Here is a 16,721-nt window from a genome sequence, read left to right as displayed (position 1 = left end):
CTGTGAGCGATGCCGTCAACAGCGGAAGAGCTGTCGCAACAAGTGCTGGCCAAGAGACGCTTATGGCCGTTGAAGGGATCGTAATTATAAAGGACATAGTGGCCAGCGTTGTTGGAGGAGGGATAGATCACCGCGATTGCCTTCCAGGCCAGGCTCTGGTAAGTGGCTTTCAAAGAGATGGCGGTTGGGGGTGAGGAGGCGGGTGCCTGGGAAGAAGCCTGACGCAGCAAGAGATAGCTGAGACTTCCGGTTGACAGGAGCACGATCAGGATAACGGCCACCAGGGCCAGGGTCTCCAGGAGCGGGGAGCGTCGCGGTGAACGAGCCGGGGAAGGTAGTTGAGCAGTCAACTCGGGCAGCCGGCTGAGCACAGCGAAAGGAAGCCGACGATGCTGGTTCGGCCCACCGTGGTCGGAGTGATTGAGCGTCGCCAGCGATTCCGGCCCGGCCTCAGCTGATGCCTGACCAGAGCGGATCGCCTGTATGATTAGCTCCTGAGTTGAAGGGGTCCGGCGTTCAGCCTCTTCCAGGAACTGGCGCAACAGTTGGCGCTGATGATCACGCTCATGGCGAGCCTGAGCAACGAGGCGAGAACAGATCTGGCATTCGGGCAGGTGACGCCGCACTCGGCTCAGGAGCTCAAACTCGTCCTCCTGGAGGGTTGAGGGAGCTGACTCGCCCTCGACGCTTGCCGGTGTCGTTGGCACATCAAGCTCATCGAGTAGACGCAGACAGTGGATGCTGAGAGGACATGATGGTGAGTCAGGTCGCTCTTTTCGCTTCATGACTGGCCTCCTCGATCAAGCCGCTTATAGACCTGCTGAAACGTCTGACGTGAGCGAGCCAGGCGGCTGCGCACAGCTGGCAGCGAATCCTGCATAATCTCGGCAATCTCGCGATAAGAGAAGCCCTCGGCGTCCAGGAGTAGACAGGCCGCGGAAGCCGGAGGGAGCTGAGCCAGCACACGGGTCACCAGATCGCGCTCCATCACCTGCTCCTCAAAGTGCTCGTCGCTGACGAGGGCTTCCTCGGGCGGCGATTCTGAGAAATCATCGCCCTGTCCCATTGGACTGGTGAAGGGAACCCAGGTGATGCGACGGCGGCGGCGCCACTCACTGCGCAGCTGGTTCAAGGCAATACGATAGATCCAGGGAGCAAACTGTAGCTCCTCTCCTTTCATACGTGGCAGAGCACGAAAAGCTGCCAGGAACGTTTCCTGGCAAAGGTCCTGAGTTAATTGTATATCATGTGTGAGACTATAGAGCATGCGCCTGATGCGCGGCTCGTAATAGAGTACCAGAGCCTCGAAGGCTGCTGTTGAGCCGTGGCAGGCCTCGATCGTCAGCCGAGACTCATCTTCCAGAGTCTTCATATGTTCCCATCACCAGGTGAAAGGAAAAATTAGATCCCTCACAGGAAGTAATGCCCAGGCGAGCCGTTTTGTTGCAGTCTGGTAGATCTGGCCAGGAAAAAAGGATGCCACCAATTGAAAGTAGTCTACCCGGCTAAGGGTGAGTCAGGGGCCTGGCGTGGTTCGGTGCCTGGCAACGTTGCCAGCGAAGAGCGTACCTCAACATAGCGTGCGAGGATAAAAACCACATCGGAAAGGCGATTCAGATAGCGGATTACCTCGCTATTGTGGATCACACCATCGTGGAGCAGTTTCACCGCCAGGCGTTCAGCGCGGCGGATCACGGTGCGAGCGAAATCAAGGGCCGCCCCATCGGGTGTGTCGCCGGGGATAATGAAGCGGTTAGGAATCTCTACCTCGCGTTTCAGCTGCTCGGCCTCGGTCTCCAGGCGCTGCACATGCTCAGCGGTAATGCGTAGCCCGATCTTCTCATAGTTTTCTGGGGGGGTAGCCAGCTCGCCCATGAGTAGATAGAGATCCTGCTGGAGGCGATAGATGAGGTCCTTGACTCGTTGATCCCTGGCCACAGCGCGCGCCAGACCAAGCGCGGATGTGGCTTCATCGACCGTGCCGAAGGTCTCCGGGCGCGGATCGTACTTCGGGACGCGCTGCTCCCCAAGCAGCCCGGTATAACCTGTATCGCCGCCGTGGGTCGTCACTTTGGCCATTGCTTGCCACTCTCCTCTCTTGTCTGCCTACCTTCTCTTGCTCTGTTCGCGCACACGCGCGTGTTCCTGCCAGCCCCGCTGCTCTATCTGATCTGGGTGGAAAGGAGCATTCAACCGGCGCCTAAAGCACCTCAGCGCTTCCGGTCCTTCGCTCCTCCCTAACTATAGCACAGATCAGTGATCTTCGGTGCGACCGCGGTAGCGATAGGCGCGGCTCACGCGGCGCCAGTCAAGCTCGCGCCCGCGTACTGGGCGTTCCTCATCCAGAGGTTCCAGCGTATTGGTGGCCAAAAAGCGGCGGCGCAGGTTGGAGAGATCGATTTGCTCATCGGGAGAAAAGAATGCGCGGTAGAGGAGCGTCGCCTCTGCTAGTGTCAGCGTGCCATCGCCGCTAGGGGGTTCGCGGAGAGCGCGCAGCGGGCGGGTCTCCTTGCTGAGAGCGGTATGGGTCTCCTGGCGCCACCACTCGATACTATCGCGGCGTGGGGTGGCCATATCGGCCAGATAGCGCAGCACCAGCTCGGGATTGCGCTGGATCTCCGAGCGCAGGGTATTCAGCGCCATCTCCAGCACGGGGCGGGCTTCCGGATCAAGCTGGCGCTGGCCAGACTCGACCTCGGCCACAGGAGTCCATTGGACACGCAGACTTGGGACGGGATGACGGTGTAAGTTGGGACGCAGCTCATCGCGATTGGCGCGCAGGAGGACGCTGTGAATGAGGGAGACAGCGGCGCCTTGCTCGGCGCTTCCCCAGACATAGACCTGTTGCTCGACCCAACCCGCTTTTAACTGCAGCAGGGGGGCCTCCTCGGGCCAGAGCAGTACCGCCTGCAGCGTGCGAAGCACCGCCTCGGTCACGGTCTCATTACTGAGCACCAGGCGCATAGGCGGTCCCCACGGCCCTTCACGCAGCAGCACCCACAGCGTCCAATCGCGGATAGCAAAGATCACCACGCCGGCAGTGACCATCAAACGGCGGGGGCTGTTGTCGCGCACGGGCCGCGCAGGGATCGAAGAATTTGACCCTGAGAGCGGTGTGTTCACTCTTCTTCTTGTGTCCCCCTGTCCGCGGCAAGCTTTGACCCGGCCATATGTAGCTGATTCTACCTGGTCTCATCGAGAGACGCAAGCCCACCGCCAGACCGCCTCTCTGCTGGTCCCAGGCCCAGGCCAGCCAGTGTTGCCATATAGCAGGCAAAAAGGCAGCTGGTTGAGAGGAAGAAGGCTGCTCAGCATTTCCCGCCTGCCGCCTTTCGCTCGTGGCGCGGCCCCCTGGCCATTGTCGCTGCCTCGTCGACTGGCCTGGACGTTCCTCCTCCACAACTCTTCTCGCGGGCAAGGTCCGTTTGGAGACAGCGGGCGGGAATCAGGGAGCCTGCTGGGGGGTGCAGGAAGGCTCATCTGAGCGAGGACTGAGTGAACGCAGGAACAGCAGCTAATACCGGGCCGCCTCGCCGTTGAGGCGCGCTGCAGGCCCTCTTGGCCGCGAGCAATTGCCTGGTCTGCACCATTTCTGGCTGGTGAGCGAGCAGGAGCGGAACCGGAAGCCGGTCCGCAGTGGCCTGCTTTACCAGAGGTTAAGCGTTGTTAGAGCCTTACTTTCGATTACTTCGCGAACAGCAGCTGAAGTAGCTGATAGGTGCCTAGTGCCGATGCCGCGCTTGCCAGCAAGCCCAGGAGCAGGCGATAGCGTTGCAAAGTCTCCCGTAGCGTCAGGGCTTCAACCCTGGCGCCCCCTGTTGTTGCGCGCCTTCGAGATTGGTAATGCATAACCTCTCCTCCCGCCACAAGCGGCGAGCGCAATAGTTACGAGGAAGCGGCGAGCGCCTGTTTGCTTGCTCACGTATTCCTCATCCTGCTATAGATACGGATAAGGGCAGTTCAGAGTTGGAATCTCTGAACCTTTTGGCTGGAGGACTCGCACCAGCCGACTGGCGATAGATAGAGTCAGCTACGGCGCGGAGCCGGGAGCAGCTCTTCCTGCCTAGAGCTGACCAGCGACCCTCGAAGAATCGGCGAGCTGCTGGCTCCTCTCCGCCGTGTTCGCTCCCTTCTCTCCATAAGGAGCTAACAACCGACGGGCCCGTGGATAATCCCCTTCCACTAGAATGCGGAACAGCTGTTCGCAGCTAGCCAGCAGCTCTGCCGCCGTGGCTCGTTTGGCGGCGGTCAATGGGCCAAGAAGATCGTGACGTCGTGCGCTGCGAAAGAGTCCGTGCAGCTTCTCAAGACAGTCACCGAGCTCGGCCTGGATGACCTCACTGTGACATTCGATGTCTGCCAGAGAGGCGGCATGGGCCAGGAAGCGCTCGCCCAATTGAATCACCTGGTCGTACTCGCGATGACGAGCCTCTAGCAGTGTCTGCAACATCCGCTCTTCGTCGGCAGGATCAAGGGCAACGAGGGCGAAAAGGCAGGCTTCTCCTCCCAGCTCTCGTATTTCGCTGGCAAGCTGGCGGAACTGCTTTTCAACCTCCTCAGTGAAAGGCAGGACATAGACCGAATGCTGGAGAGGGTAGGCCCCAAGATGTTGCAAACGGCGCCAGACCCAGACCCGCTTTTGGGAAGGCTCACTTGGAACTTTATACGTCAGTTGCAGCCAGCGCATACCACTGCGCTCAGACATAGGTTATCCCCCCGGAGGAAATGCCGGTAACATATGTTACTGGCATTTGCTATCTTACTCGATGGAAGGAGAGGAAGTCAAGCACGAGGAGAGATGGGGAGCATCCAGGGCAGCCAGCGCAGAAGAAGCCAGGGTTCCACTGCCTGGCGCCCCAGTGGCGGTCTCTTGCTGAGGGGAGATCACCCGAGGTCCTGCAGAAGGAGGCGAGGCATAGGGCGAATTCCGCCGGGGTTGATTTGATCTCGACCGACCTGCCTCATCCAGCCCTGTTGGCATCAGAGATGAGCGTTGTCGATGGATCTATTGCGAGAGTGAAGCAACTTGCCTCCAGGTGGATTGGCAAGACGGGCCAGAAAAAAAACGGGAAAGATGCAAAATCTGGTACCAGGGGAGCATAGGGGAAAGCTGATCAAAGGCCGCAAGTAAGTGAGATGGAGCAGCTGACCTGACGCTAACCGTTGCTCCTGAGCGCGATTTCGCTCTGTAGAGGAGACAACACGGATCTCCCCCTCTGTAGCTATTTCTACTGATAGAAGCTGACCCCTTGCCGCTGCTAGGGGGAAGGAGTTTCGAGGCTGGCTAGACCTGATTTGGATGGACTGCTGTCAGAAACACGTATCAGGGCCATGAAGCGCGTAATAAGTAACATATGTTACTATTTTGATCCCCAGACAAAGCTCCTTACAGAGGAGGCGGTGAGGGTCTGGCAACTGGTGATGGTGGCTGGCTGTCCTCTCCATGCGTGCTTAGTGATGAGCTTCGGCCAGCCAGCCATCAAGAGAAAAGCGAGGAGGCCGCGCTACCTTACCAGGCGCTACTTCCCCGAGGTAGGAGCGCGCCAGTAGCGCCGGCGGAACAGCTCCTTGCCCTGGCCGGCGTTACTCTGCACCAGCCCGGCAAACTGCAGGTGCTCCAGGGCCTCCAGTAAGAAGCTAGGACGCAGCTGCTCGGTCTCGACCTGGCGCTGGCGCAGCCGATCAGCCAGCTCAGGGAGCGTGATACCCTCACGCTCGGGCAGAGCAAGCAAGACCAGATGGGCCAGGCGCAGGCGTGCGAGGCGTTGGGTTGTCTGGGCGGGCGTTTCGGCAGGTTGTCCCTTGCCTGAGAGAAACTGCACCTCTAGTCTGCACTCCGGAGCACCATGCTTCATGCAGGCTACCTCTATAATACGGACAGCTTCGCCGTAGCGCTCGGCAGCCCCTTCAATGGTGCCCCACAGCAAAGAACAGAGATGGCGGGGACTGTCATAGATGAGCAGCAACTCATTGGGGTTGCTGGAAATGCTCTCATAGCGAAAGATCGGCGGAATGAGCTGAGGTGAGGCGCGCCGCATCTGCGCATGGGCATCGCGCATGGCCAGTAGGAGCGCACGCCCGCTGCGTACCTGGCTTAACAGGTAGGCGCAGAAGTGCCCTGTGAGGCCATTGAGCAAGAAGTACCGCCCATATTCGCGGAGGAGCGTATCAGGGCTAAGCTTCGTTAGCTTGCTGGCGGCCTCGACGCCGATCAGCCACTGCTCATCTTTGTAGATGCGACTTGCCAATGGAACGGTGTGGCTCTGTAAACCGATGGCTTTGCGGTAGACCTCTAGAAATTCTTTGCCGAAGCGCTCGTAGAGATACCGCTCCCACGTCACAACGATTAACCCTTGCATAATACACCTTCCTCCAGACAGAACCTCATGGCAGGTCTGGGTACAGCGAGCCTGACCTGCCTACCTTCCTTCCTCTCGGGCCTTGCCACTTGTCTGCTCCTCTTCCTGCCTCTCTGCAGGGCCGCTCGCGAAAACGCGCTCCTCGTGAAGCATGACTAGAGAACGTCTTTGAGCATGTTTATTGAGAAGGATTATTTTGTTGTCTTTGTCGGCTTTCCTAGACCAAAAAAAGTCTTCCAGACAGCATTGATAGTCGGCCTGTCAGCCTCTCGATCTCCTCTTTTCTCTACTCCTTTCCAGGAAGGACAGAGCAGGACCTGTCACCGTCCAACATCTCTCGCTTGCGGCGATTTCTTGACACAATGATATTATATGTTTCTCTCTTTGTCTTAGCAATATAGAAAAGGATATTATACAAGAATATTTAATCAGATTTTTATGTCAACTCATGAAATGTCTTGTGTATCATTTGACAACAGAGGAAGAAGCGGCCTGCGATAAAGGAAAAGACCTGGCTCTTGTGCCTGCAGCCTGGTAGCGTGTTATACTAGCGTTGCTGGCGGTCAAGAGCGAGTGTCTGACAAGGCAGCCGGATGGCGCTCTGACCTGGGCAAGGAGCGGTTGCGGGCCGAAGAAAAGCGAGGAGCAAGAAAAAGTAAATCTCAGGGAGGTGCGATCGTTGACCTATGGAAAAGTTACGCATCTGGGCGCGGGTGACGCGGGCCCGTACGTTGCCCGTCATGGTGGCCCCGGTAGTCCTGGGGGCCGTGCTGGCCTGGCAGGAGGGCTACAGCTTCCAGTGGGGTCTCTTCCTGCTCACCCTGATAGGAGCACTGGCGGCCCATCTCGGCGCCAACGTAGTTAATGACGTCTTTGACTTCACTGCGGGCACTGATGCCCAGGCACAGCAGCTGCAGAGCCAGGGCGAGGCGCTCGTCACTGGTTCACAGGCCCTCTTCAGTGGCAGTGCCTCGCTGGCCGAATATCGCCGGCTCTGGGTACTTCTCTTTGCCGTAGCCTTACTATGTGGTCTCATTCTCAGTCTCTGGCGTCCCTGGGTTCTTGTCCTGGCGGGGGCTGGCTTCCTGCTGGCTTTCTTTTATGTCGCACCCCCCTTGCGTCTCGCCTATATTGGCCGTGGTCTTGGAGAACTAGACATTTTCCTCTCATTTGGTCTACTTCCCCTGGTAGGAGCCTACTACGTTCAAGCAGGGAATATTAGTGTATCTGCTATTCTAGCTGCCTTGCCTGTGGGTCTCTACACCACTCTTGTGTTATATTTCCATCATTTTCTCCATTGGCGAGCTGATCGCCAGGCGGCGAAAAAAACGCCGGTAGTACTTCTTGGTGAAGAGAGAGCGCGACAGTTGGGAGCGGTGCTGCTGGGTCTCACAGCCTTACTCATCATCATCGACGTTCTCCTTGGGGTCTTCCCCTGGTATAGCATCCTGGCGGCCCTTACTGTCATCCCTGTCTACCTGGTTCTACGGCGGAGCCGGGGGGAGCTGAAGCAATATCTGGCCCTCATGGCTCAGAACATGAGCAGCAACCTGCTCGCGGTCCTTCTGCTGGTGCTGGCCCTCCTCGTGCGAGGCTTCACGCATCTTTGAAGCGAGAGAGCAAGCATAGTGTGGCCATAGTGGACCAGTCAGAGGAAGGGGAAACGGGTGAAGTGGAAAAGATTGTCTTAGGCAGGGGGTCCCTGTTGGATGTACTGCAGGAGCTCCTGCGCATTGCTTGATGCAAGCTGGACAAACTCGATCCACCAGGTGGCCCCAGCCTCCGCGAACTGCTGGGCCTGGGTTCTGGCCTGTAGGCGGTCGTGGGGACTGATGCCGCCGGTCACAAGATCAAAGCCATCCAGGCTGGCGCGCTCGTTCAACAGAAAACTTCTGATAGCGGCAATCTCGGCAGGTGTGAATGGCTCAAACTCGCCGTTGGTGGACAACTTTGCGGGACAAAAACCATCCCAGCGCGCGGCTCGGCGAGCTGGCGCGCGCCGGGGCCAGAAACCACCGATCCAAATCGGTATGCGTGGTTGCTGGAACGGCGTTGGCCTAAAAGTAAGAGGCCGCACCTGGTAGTAAGTCCCCTGGTAAGAGAAAGGCTCTCCACTGAGCAGTCCCGCCAGAACCGTCAGCCCTTCGTCCAACATAGCCCCTCGCTGCTTCAAGTCGCTGTTCTCTCCAAAGTAGGAATCTTGCAGGTCGCCCAATCCGCAGCCCAGGATCAACCGACCCTGAGAGAGGTGATCAAGCGTCACTGCCTCGCGAGCCACTTTCCAGGGCTGGCGAACTGGGAGCGGCACCACTGTGATCCCGAGGCGTATCCGACTGGTGCGCATAGCGATTGCTGTCAGGGCCAGCCAGGGATCAAACGTCACCTGTGTCCCCTCCCAGTAGACCAGGTAATCCTCCAAAAAGACGCCGTCCCAGCCGGCAGCCTCGGCGGCACAGGCATAGTCAACCAGGCGTTCAATAGAGCCATCGATGCCAGATAAAGGTAATGTTAATCCATAGTGCATACATTTCTCCCTATGGGGCAAATGCTACTCAGGCCAACGAGAGCAACCAGTGCAGGCGACCGCTGCTGCTATCGAGGGCTGCCAGTTGTCCGCTAGAGGTAGTGACATAGAGCTGCAGTGGATTGGTCTGCGCCAGGGCCATATCCCTGATATTGTCATCGAAACGTGTCCGCCAGCGAAGCTGACCGGTAGTGCCATCGAGGGCCAGCACCGCGTTATCATTCACAGCGGCATACAACATCGTACCGTTCGGCTGAGCGCTAATCAACCCCTGGCCAAGGTAACGCTGTTGCCAGAGCGGTTGACCATCGCTGATAGAGACTGCCATCAGCTGCGCCTGTAGCTGATCCTGACGCTCCAGAGCTAGATAGAACATGCCATTGTGCTCCTGGGCAAGGATAGCAAGAGAGAGTCCCTCGTTCACAGGGCACTGCCAGAGCAACTGACCGTTCTTCTCATCGAGAGCCAGGAGCAGGGTCACATCGCCGCCATAGGCATTGCCGGGCGCGGTCTTGGCCACATCGGTCAGCGCATACAACTTGCTGCCAGTGCGGGGCGCCGCTCCGGCTATCCAATTGGCAGAGCAACGTTTCCGGTAAGGACGCGCTTGCCCCCTGGGCATCCGTGGCCAGATAGATACGACCCTGCTCCTCCAAGACGGGCCTCAAAGAGCCTGGAAGCATCTGGCTCCAGAGAGGCTGGCCATCATCAAGCCGCAGTGCGAACAACTGGGTTTCCGGCTGCTGCTGTGCTCCCAGAGGGAGGGCCACCACCACCTGATCCACCTGATCGCCCACCAGCACCCCACTCAGTGAGGCAGAAAGATGCCGTTGCCAAAGAACCTGTCCTGTCCTGGCCTCCAAGGCCTCGATCAACGCTGCTGAGGTCAACGAGTGGACCAGATAGAGCTTCCCATCAATGAGCGTATTCGCGGAGAGGCGGCCTGCCTCTACCCGCTGCCAGAGCAGATGGCCATCGCTGGCGCGTACAGCCGCTACCATTGTCCTGACCCCAGGGCCTGGAATACAAGGAAGGCTGGCACGTGGGGTCACTGCTAGAGAAGCAGCAAAGCAAGAGCCGCTGATATAGACCACTCCATTGGCCACGAAAGGCGAAGAAGGCAGGAACTGGGAAAAGGCACCGCTCAAGAGCCAGCAGCGGGAACGAGCCTCTTCCCACCAGCGCAGCCAGGGGAACGGCCCCCGTGAGGCACTGGGCAGAGGAACAAGCTCAAGCTCATCTGCAGACGCGGGCAATGATCGTGGCCCGGCCTCAGCTTGCGACTCAGCTGCTGAAGGAGGAGGAACCGGGGAGTCTCTGGTGGAACCAAAAGAAGACGAATCGTCAGCGAAGAAGCGATGGTAGGATGGGTACATGGCCCTGCTGTCTCCTCCAATGCTTGCTTAGGCATGCGAGAGCGAAGTCGGTACAGCCCTCCACTATTATTACAAATAGCGAGAAACAAATCCTTTGTCGCTGACGCTCCATCCCTGGCTTGGAGAAGGTAGGAGCGCCAGCGCCAAAGCAGTAGGGCCATAGCCAGCTATCGCTTCCGGTCTGTTTCAAGGGGCAACATTCTCGAAAACGGCGGCAATGCCCTGACCACCGCCGATGCAGAGCGAAGCCACCCCATACTTCAAATGATGGCGACGCAGCTCGTGCAACAGCGTAATCGTCAAACGAGCACCGCTGGCGGCCAGCGGGTGACCGATTGAAATGCCTCCTCCATTCACATTCGTCTTCTCGCGTGGCAGGCCCAGTTCCTTCTCCACCGCCAGATACTGGGCAGCAAAAGCCTCGTTGACCTCGATACGGTCCATATCCTCCAGGCGCAGATCGGCCCGTTTAAGCGCCTGACGAATTGCGGGGGCCGGACCAATGCCCATAATCTCGGGAGGCACGCCCACCACGCTCCAGGAGACCAGACGCGCCATTGGCTGCAAGTTGTGGCGCTTCACAGCCTCCTCGGTTGCCAGGACCACACAGGCGCCCGCATCGTTAATCCCGCTGGCATTACCAGCAGTCACCACCCCGCCCTCGCGAAAGCGAGCTGGCAACTTTGCCAGAGCCTCCATTGAAGTATCGCGAATACCTTCGTCCTGGCTAAATTCTAGCGGATGGCCCTTGCGATCCCGGACTGTGACCGGGATAATCTCCTCTGCCAGCCAGCCGGTTTGCTGAGCGCGGCGAGCCGCCACCTGGCTACGCAGCGCATAAGCATCGACCTCCTCGCGCGTCAACCCGTAGCGCTCGGCCAGATTCTCCGCCGTCATGGCCATACCGCAGCCAATATACGTATCGATCAGAGCCTCCCAGAGGCTATCTTCCAACTGCGGAGCCTGACCCAGCTTAAACCCAAAGCGGGCGCCGCGAATCACGTGGGGAGCCTGGGTCATATTCTCTGCTCCCCCGGCCAGGGCGATCTGGCCCTCGCCGAGCAAAAGGAGCTGGGCCGCGCTCACAATGGCCTGCAAGCCCGAGCCGCACAAGCGATTGACCGTCAAAGCTGGCACCTCGATTGGGAGGCCGGCCTTCAAGGCAACGTGGCGAGCAAAATAGATGGCGTCCTTGCTGGTCTGCAGCACGTTGCCCATCACCACCTGATCAACCAGCCCTGGCTCAACCTTGCTTCGTCGCAAGGCCTCTTTGGCGGCGATCACACCCAGATCGATAGCGCTGATTTCCGAGAGGGAGCCTTGCAAGACGCCGACCGGTGTGCGTGCTCCTGCAATAACGAAGATATCTTGCGACATTGAATCACCTCATCTTTGATGGTGAAGGAAAAAACAGCGTATACGCACTGGCACGCGCTCATGGGGAAGGCGCAGGCGGTGGTCGCTGAGGGTGAGCCTGCCCCGGCGCGCCTCCTCTTTCTTGCCAGTGTACCACATCGGTAGGCGAGCGCCCAGGAAGACGGACGACCAGACCACTACTGCAGCGAGACGAGCGATCTGACAAAGGGCTTAGGTCTGGCACGAGGCAACTTTCTCGCTGCACTTCTTCTCACGCGGCACGCTCCTGGCCCTTATCGCAAGAGCGAGCCTGCGGGGAAGGCTACTAGAGCCAGTCTGGCCTTTAGAAAGCCATAGAACCACGTTCCGTCTGCCCGCGAAATGTGTTATAATAATCACATACACTACTCCTCTGATGCGGCCATAATTACTGAGCAATAGCCAACTGCAGAAAGGGGGCTACTGGGCGCCAATCTCATCCGTAAATAGGGATATGCCTGTTTCTGGAAGCTTGTAGGTGAGAGCGCACCTGAGCGAGTGCGAGGCGGATAGAAGGTGTTTGCGACATCTGGTGATGGCGACCTCCTACCTGGTAGGTAGCAGGCAGAGTCGCCTGTGGAGAGCGCAGGCCCGGGCAGCGAAGCGACGAGCGAGCTGAGTACCGGGGCCAGTAAGCGAGGCACAGTGTGCCTGATCATCATCATATCTCGACAGAAAGGTGGGAACGTCAATGGCCCAGATTGCAGCAGAGCGCAGCGAACCCGCTGCCGCCGCAGTTGCCAATCCCGCTCCACTTGGCCTGGCCGCATTTGCCTTGACCACATTTGTCCTTAGCGTCGTCAATGCCGGTCTTGTCTCCAACAATGGTATCAATGATGTTCTGGGTCTGGCACTCTTCTATGGCGGCCTGGCGCAGTTGCTAGCGGGCATGTGGGAATTCCGCAACCGCAACACCCTGGGAGCCACGGCCTTCTCGACCTACGGTGCCTTCTGGTTGGCCTTTGGCTTTACCGTCTGGCAGCATCTGCTAGTGGGCGGGCCTATTCTGGGCTGGTTCATGCTGGCCTGGGGGCTGATCACCCTGCTCTTCTTCCTGAGCGCCCTGCGCACCGATCTGGCTCTGATGGCCGTGCTCTTCTTCCTCTTCCTGACCTTTGTGGTACTGGGCATTGCTGAGTTCAGCGGCAACTCGGTGATCAGAAACGTTGGCGGCTGGCTTGGCATTGTGACCGCCCTGCTGGCCTGGTATCGCTCCTGGGCAGGCATCCTGGAGAGCGGTCAAGGACCCTTCCGCCTGCCGGTTGGACCAATGGCCTGAGCTGTCTGGCCAGCTGGCTCACTGACAAGAGCGTACGTAAGACAGGGTCCCTCTGATTGCCGCAGCAGAGAAAAGAGTGGTAGTGGCGTGGCAGGCCAGCCACCTGTCACGCCCCTTTGTTTCTGATCCCAATGAAGTATTTCCTGGCGGTTCTCCTGCTCTCCCTCTATCCCTCTGGGTAGTGTGCCCGTATGCTCATCGACCTCTCCCCGGTCGGTACGGCTCTCTGCCTGTCCTCGAGAGGGCGCGGCCAAGAAGATGGACTGGTCCCCCGGGCCTTGACCGGGCGAGAGAGCTACGCTATAGTGTAACGCAAACGTTCACTCTAGAATCACGCTACTTCATTCGTCCGTGTTGCGGATTGTTTAGTGAGGCCGTATGACAACAAGCACAGAGGCACAGGAAACCGCCGAAGCGGCACCGAGAGATCTCCATGAGTATCTCAGCGCACTGGTTAGAAAAGCGGCGAGGAGCTACCTGGCCCGGGAACAGATCGATTATCCTGTTGAGGAACTCCCCATCGACCTGGGCTTCTCTGCTCAGGCCAGCTTCGGGGACTACTCCGTTCCACTCATGTCGTGGGCCGCGAAGAATCGCCTGGGGCGGCCACCGCTGGTCATCGCCGAGGCCCTGGCCGACTATCTGCGCTCCCTGAATCTAGCGACGCTGCAGGAAGTCACTGCCACGCGCCCGGGCTATCTCAACTTTCGCCTTAACCGCCCGCTGGTGAGTCGTGACATCATGGTGCGCGTGCTGGAGGCTGGCCCTGACTTTGGGCAGAGCGAGACAGGGGTGGGCACCAAGGTAGTGGTCGAGCATACGAATATCAACAGCAACAAAGCGGCTCATGTTGGTCACCTGCGGAACTCGTGCTTAGGGGACACCCTGGCCCGTATGCTACGGACTCAGGGCTACCAGGTTGAGGCCCAGAACTACATCGATGATACTGGAGTGCAGGTGGCCGACGTCGTTGTCGGTTTCGCCCTCCTCAAGGAGGGGCGACTCCACCTTCCCGACGGTGATGAACCTCTGCCAGGCGAGCCGTTTGACTACTACTGCTCACGGGTCTATGTCGCGGTAGGCAAGGCTTACGACGAGCAGCCGGAGCTGCTGGAGCGGCGTCGCGCGGTGCTGCAGGCCATTGAGCGTGGCAGCGAGGCCGCAACCGGGCAGTCAGAGGAAGGGACAGATTATGCAGCCCTGGCCGCCGACCTCTCCCAGCGCATCGTGCAGGCTCACCTGAAGACCATGTCCCGGCTGAATATCTCCTATGACCTGCTCACCTGGGAGTCAGCTATCCTTCACAGCGGCCTCTGGAAAAAAACCTTCGAGGTCCTGAAAAATCGCGGCCTGCTGCGGCGTCCTGAGAGCGGCAAGCTGGCTGGTTGTTGGATTCTGCCGTTTGGCGAAAACGAGTCCCAGGACGAGGAGAGTGAGCACACACTGGACAAGGTGCTGGTCAAGAGCGATGGAACGGCGACCTACACCGCCAAGGATATCGCCTACCAGCTTTGGAAGTTCGGTCTGACCGATGATCCGGCCTTCGATGTCCACTTCACCTTTGTGCCGTGGGGCCGCCAGCATGATGGGCGCCTGCTCTGGACCATGCGCACCCCGGCCCTCCGGGAGGAGGCGAGCAGCGAGGGCGATCCCCTGCGTTTTGGCCACGCTCAGCGTGTCATTAACGTCATCGACGTACGCCAGTCCTATGCCCAGCAGGTGGTCTACGAGAGCTTGCGCCGCCTCGGTTATGAGGAACAGGCCAAGAACTCGACTCACCTCGCCTATGAGATCGTCACCCTCTCCGCAGCGACCGCTGCCAGTCTGGGAATAGATACCTCCGATGGACGCGAGTTCTATCCGATGTCGGGGCGCAAAGGTCTTGAGATCAAGGCTGACGACCTGATCAATGCGGCCATCGCGCGTATGAAAGAGGTCAAGCCAGACCTACCCGATGAGACCGCGGCTATTCTGGGAGCTTCGGCGATCCGTTACTTTATGATCCGTTTTAGCCTGCAGCAGGTGATTGCCCTTGATATGGAGGAAGTGCTCCGGCCAACGGGGGACACGGGGGTCTATCTTCAGTATGCCTATGCGCGCGCCAATAGTATTCTGCGCCGGCTGCAGGAGAGCGGCTATGAGGTCGCGGAGCAGTTGGAGGAGCTGCCATCGGCTCTGGAGCAGAGTGAGTGGGAGTTGCTGCGTCATATCGACGCCTACCCGCGTCGCCTGGCAGAGGCGACCAGCCATCTGGCCCCCAATCTGCTAGCGGCCTATGCCTACGATCTGGCCGCTCACTTCAGTGATTTCTATGAGCATACGCCTCCCATTGTCAAGGAAGAGGACCAGCGCGTCAAAGCCTTCCGTGCCTGGATTGTGCGAACCACCGCCCAGGTGATGAATAATGTCCTGCGCACCCTCGGCTTCATTCCTTTAGAGCGTGTCTGAGCCGCTAAGGCAGCGCGCCACAAGCACCGGGTAGAAAGAACAGGTAACACAATGGCAGCAGCGAGAAGGGGAAGGCTGCGCTTCGGCCTCAAGACGGCGCAGCAGTTTGTAAGCTATGAAGAGATCCGGCGGGTCTGGCAAGAGGCAGATACCCAACCGGCTTTTGAGCATGCCTGGCTCTTCGACCATTTTATCCCGCTAGGGCCAGAAGAGCAGAGTCAAGGCCCCATCCTGGAAGGCTGGACCCTACTGACGGCCCTGGCGGCGCAGACGCAGCGACTGCGCCTCGGGCTAATGGTAGCCGGCAATACCTATCGCCATCCTGCCGTCCTGGCCAGGATGGGCGCGACGCTCGATCTAATCTCAGGGGGGCGGCTCGACTTTGGGCTGGGAGCAGCCTGGTTTGAGCGCGAGCACCGGGCCTACGGCCTGCCCTTCTACTCCACGGGCGAGCGTATTCGACGTCTGGGCGAGGCCTGTGAGGTCATCAAGCGGCTCTGGACAGAGCCGCGCGTTACCTTCGATGGCAACTACTACCGCTTGTATGAGGCGCCGTGCGAGCCGAAGCCGCAGCAGAAACCCCACCCGCCTTTCGTCATTGGCGGCAGCGGCGAGCGCCTGACGCTACGGGTGGTAGCGCGCTATGCCTCGATCTGGAACTATAACGGCAGCGACGTAGACGAATTTCGCCGCAAGCAAGCCGTGCTAGATGCCCACTGTGCGGCCATCGGGCGCAATCCCCAGGAGATCGAACGCTCCATTCAGTTCTCTGTCGATCTGGCCCATCCGCTGGCGGCTCTCCGCTCAACGGTGCGGACCTTCATTGAAGCAGGTGCCACGCACCTGATTCTCAACCTGCGCCCACCTTATCCACCGGGGATCGTCGCCCGTCTGGCCGAAGAGGTCGTGCTTCCGCTCCAAGAAGAAGCTGAAGCGGCGCCAGAACGGCAGCCCGAGACGGAGAAGCGATGAAGGATCTCGCTGGCCTTGCCCACCGACCTGGGGGCTGCTTCTGACTGCCGCCTCGCCCGCAGAAGAGGCAAGCGGCTGGAGGATGCAGGAGGGAAAGAAGAGGAGGAGGACAGCGGAGCTGCTGACGGTAGGAACTGGCCGGGGGGGCGTCTCTCTATCTCTGCCATCGGCGTGGTAGTAGTAGTGAATGAAAGGAGTATGCGGCTGTCAGCGTGGGGCCTGGCGGTTGCCTGGCCTGAGAGCAAGAGCTATAATGGTTACGAAAAGCGGCATTGCTGCGGTCGCAGTTTTTCTTTCATCGAGGCACAAATAGCACAGGGAAGGACGACGCGCGTGGCCCAGAAAAAGCCAATCTCCTCTGCAAGTGA

Annotated in this window: 15 protein-coding genes; 4 read left to right on the top strand and 11 right to left on the bottom strand. The window is 59.1% G+C overall.

From position 1 onward, the window contains the following. The 7 genes from BGC09_RS20655 to BGC09_RS20630 all read right to left on the bottom strand — a co-directional run. Positions 1-785 (bottom strand): hypothetical protein (locus BGC09_RS20655; RefSeq protein WP_141727891.1); only part of this gene is annotated, 785 nt, incomplete at its 3' end. Continuing rightward, positions 782-1,372, bottom strand: coding sequence for an RNA polymerase sigma factor (locus BGC09_RS20650; RefSeq protein WP_069806099.1), 591 nt, complete (start codon positions 1,370-1,372; stop codon positions 782-784). The genes BGC09_RS20650 and BGC09_RS20655, both read right to left, overlap by 4 nt. A 125-nt stretch (positions 1,373-1,497) precedes the next feature. Beyond that, a complete protein-coding gene (locus BGC09_RS20645; RefSeq protein WP_069806098.1) occupies positions 1,498-2,079 on the bottom strand; it encodes a cob(I)yrinic acid a,c-diamide adenosyltransferase in 582 nt (193 codons plus the stop codon). Between the two features lie 174 nt (positions 2,080-2,253). Next, positions 2,254-3,123 (bottom strand): NUDIX hydrolase, encoded by an 870-nt coding sequence (locus BGC09_RS20640; RefSeq protein WP_141727890.1) that lies wholly within the window; start codon positions 3,121-3,123, stop codon positions 2,254-2,256. Positions 3,124-3,684: 561 nt separating this feature from the next. Further along, the gene (locus tag BGC09_RS23040; protein ID WP_176728994.1) at positions 3,685-3,849 is read right to left on the bottom strand and encodes a hypothetical protein; all 165 of its coding nucleotides are present in this window, start codon (positions 3,847-3,849) and stop codon (positions 3,685-3,687) included. Positions 3,850-4,063: 214 nt separating this feature from the next. Further along, positions 4,064-4,705 (bottom strand): Chromate resistance protein ChrB, encoded by a 642-nt coding sequence (locus BGC09_RS20635; RefSeq protein WP_069806096.1) that lies wholly within the window; start codon positions 4,703-4,705, stop codon positions 4,064-4,066. A gap of 814 nt (positions 4,706-5,519) precedes the next feature. Further along, positions 5,520-6,359, bottom strand: coding sequence for a heme NO-binding domain-containing protein (locus BGC09_RS20630; RefSeq protein ID WP_069806095.1), 840 nt, complete (start codon positions 6,357-6,359; stop codon positions 5,520-5,522). Between the two features lie 686 nt (positions 6,360-7,045). Between BGC09_RS20630 and BGC09_RS20625 the strand changes: the two genes are divergently transcribed. Then, positions 7,046-7,969 (top strand): prenyltransferase, encoded by a 924-nt coding sequence (locus BGC09_RS20625; RefSeq protein WP_069806094.1) that lies wholly within the window; start codon positions 7,046-7,048, stop codon positions 7,967-7,969. Between the two features lie 77 nt (positions 7,970-8,046). On the opposite strand, the gene BGC09_RS20620 is transcribed toward BGC09_RS20625, so the two are convergent. From BGC09_RS20620 to BGC09_RS20605, 4 genes are all read right to left on the bottom strand, one after another. Continuing rightward, positions 8,047-8,883 carry an LLM class flavin-dependent oxidoreductase gene (locus BGC09_RS20620; protein WP_069806093.1) on the bottom strand — a complete coding sequence of 279 codons (837 nt, stop codon included), beginning with the start codon at positions 8,881-8,883 and terminating at the stop codon, positions 8,047-8,049. Between the two features lie 28 nt (positions 8,884-8,911). Beyond that, the gene (locus BGC09_RS20615) at positions 8,912-9,421 is read right to left on the bottom strand and encodes an outer membrane protein assembly factor BamB family protein (RefSeq protein ID WP_245688610.1); all 510 of its coding nucleotides are present in this window, start codon (positions 9,419-9,421) and stop codon (positions 8,912-8,914) included. Continuing rightward, a complete protein-coding gene (locus BGC09_RS23590; protein ID WP_369695712.1) occupies positions 9,339-9,884 on the bottom strand; it encodes an outer membrane protein assembly factor BamB family protein in 546 nt (181 codons plus the stop codon). The genes BGC09_RS20615 and BGC09_RS23590 overlap by 83 nt, the downstream gene beginning before the upstream one ends. A gap of 561 nt (positions 9,885-10,445) precedes the next feature. Beyond that, a complete protein-coding gene (locus BGC09_RS20605; protein WP_069806090.1) occupies positions 10,446-11,636 on the bottom strand; it encodes an acetyl-CoA C-acetyltransferase in 1,191 nt (396 codons plus the stop codon). Between the two features lie 709 nt (positions 11,637-12,345). Between BGC09_RS20605 and BGC09_RS20600 the strand changes: the two genes are divergently transcribed. The 3 genes from BGC09_RS20600 to BGC09_RS20590 all read left to right on the top strand — a co-directional run bounded on the left by BGC09_RS20600 (position 12,346) and on the right by BGC09_RS20590 (position 16,353). Then, positions 12,346-12,933 carry an acetate uptake transporter gene (locus BGC09_RS20600; RefSeq protein ID WP_069806089.1) on the top strand — a complete coding sequence of 196 codons (588 nt, stop codon included), beginning with the start codon at positions 12,346-12,348 and terminating at the stop codon, positions 12,931-12,933. Between the two features lie 378 nt (positions 12,934-13,311). Continuing rightward, positions 13,312-15,381 carry an arginine--tRNA ligase gene (locus BGC09_RS20595; RefSeq protein WP_069806088.1) on the top strand — a complete coding sequence of 690 codons (2,070 nt, stop codon included), beginning with the start codon at positions 13,312-13,314 and terminating at the stop codon, positions 15,379-15,381. 51 nt (positions 15,382-15,432) lie between these two features. Further along, positions 15,433-16,353: a TIGR03560 family F420-dependent LLM class oxidoreductase gene (locus tag BGC09_RS20590; RefSeq protein WP_069806087.1), complete on the top strand. Its 921-nt coding sequence runs from the start codon at positions 15,433-15,435 to the stop codon at positions 16,351-16,353. The last annotated feature ends 368 nt before the right edge of the window (positions 16,354-16,721 follow it).

It is taken from the genome of Thermogemmatispora onikobensis, from assembly GCF_001748285.1.
Taxonomy (GTDB): Bacteria; Chloroflexota; Ktedonobacteria; order Ktedonobacterales; family Ktedonobacteraceae; genus Thermogemmatispora; species Thermogemmatispora onikobensis.
Note: the sequence above shows the minus strand (reverse complement) of the source record. Positions and strands in the feature narration are given on the sequence as shown.

Coding starts and splice junctions, on each gene's coding strand:
- BGC09_RS20595 (WP_069806088.1), top strand. CDS start 13,312: ATGACAACAAGCACAGAGGCACAGGAAACCGCCGAAGCGGCACCGAGA.
- BGC09_RS20650 (WP_069806099.1), bottom strand. CDS start 1,372: ATGAAGACTCTGGAAGATGAGTCTCGGCTGACGATCGAGGCCTGCCAC.
- BGC09_RS20630 (WP_069806095.1), bottom strand. CDS start 6,359: ATGCAAGGGTTAATCGTTGTGACGTGGGAGCGGTATCTCTACGAGCGC.
- BGC09_RS20590 (WP_069806087.1), top strand. CDS start 15,433: ATGGCAGCAGCGAGAAGGGGAAGGCTGCGCTTCGGCCTCAAGACGGCG.
- BGC09_RS20635 (WP_069806096.1), bottom strand. CDS start 4,705: ATGTCTGAGCGCAGTGGTATGCGCTGGCTGCAACTGACGTATAAAGTT.
- BGC09_RS23040 (WP_176728994.1), bottom strand. CDS start 3,849: ATGCATTACCAATCTCGAAGGCGCGCAACAACAGGGGGCGCCAGGGTT.
- BGC09_RS20600 (WP_069806089.1), top strand. CDS start 12,346: ATGGCCCAGATTGCAGCAGAGCGCAGCGAACCCGCTGCCGCCGCAGTT.
- BGC09_RS20625 (WP_069806094.1), top strand. CDS start 7,046: ATGGAAAAGTTACGCATCTGGGCGCGGGTGACGCGGGCCCGTACGTTG.
- BGC09_RS20605 (WP_069806090.1), bottom strand. CDS start 11,636: ATGTCGCAAGATATCTTCGTTATTGCAGGAGCACGCACACCGGTCGGC.
- BGC09_RS23590 (WP_369695712.1), bottom strand. CDS start 9,884: ATGGTAGCGGCTGTACGCGCCAGCGATGGCCATCTGCTCTGGCAGCGG.
- BGC09_RS20645 (WP_069806098.1), bottom strand. CDS start 2,079: ATGGCCAAAGTGACGACCCACGGCGGCGATACAGGTTATACCGGGCTG.
- BGC09_RS20620 (WP_069806093.1), bottom strand. CDS start 8,883: ATGCACTATGGATTAACATTACCTTTATCTGGCATCGATGGCTCTATT.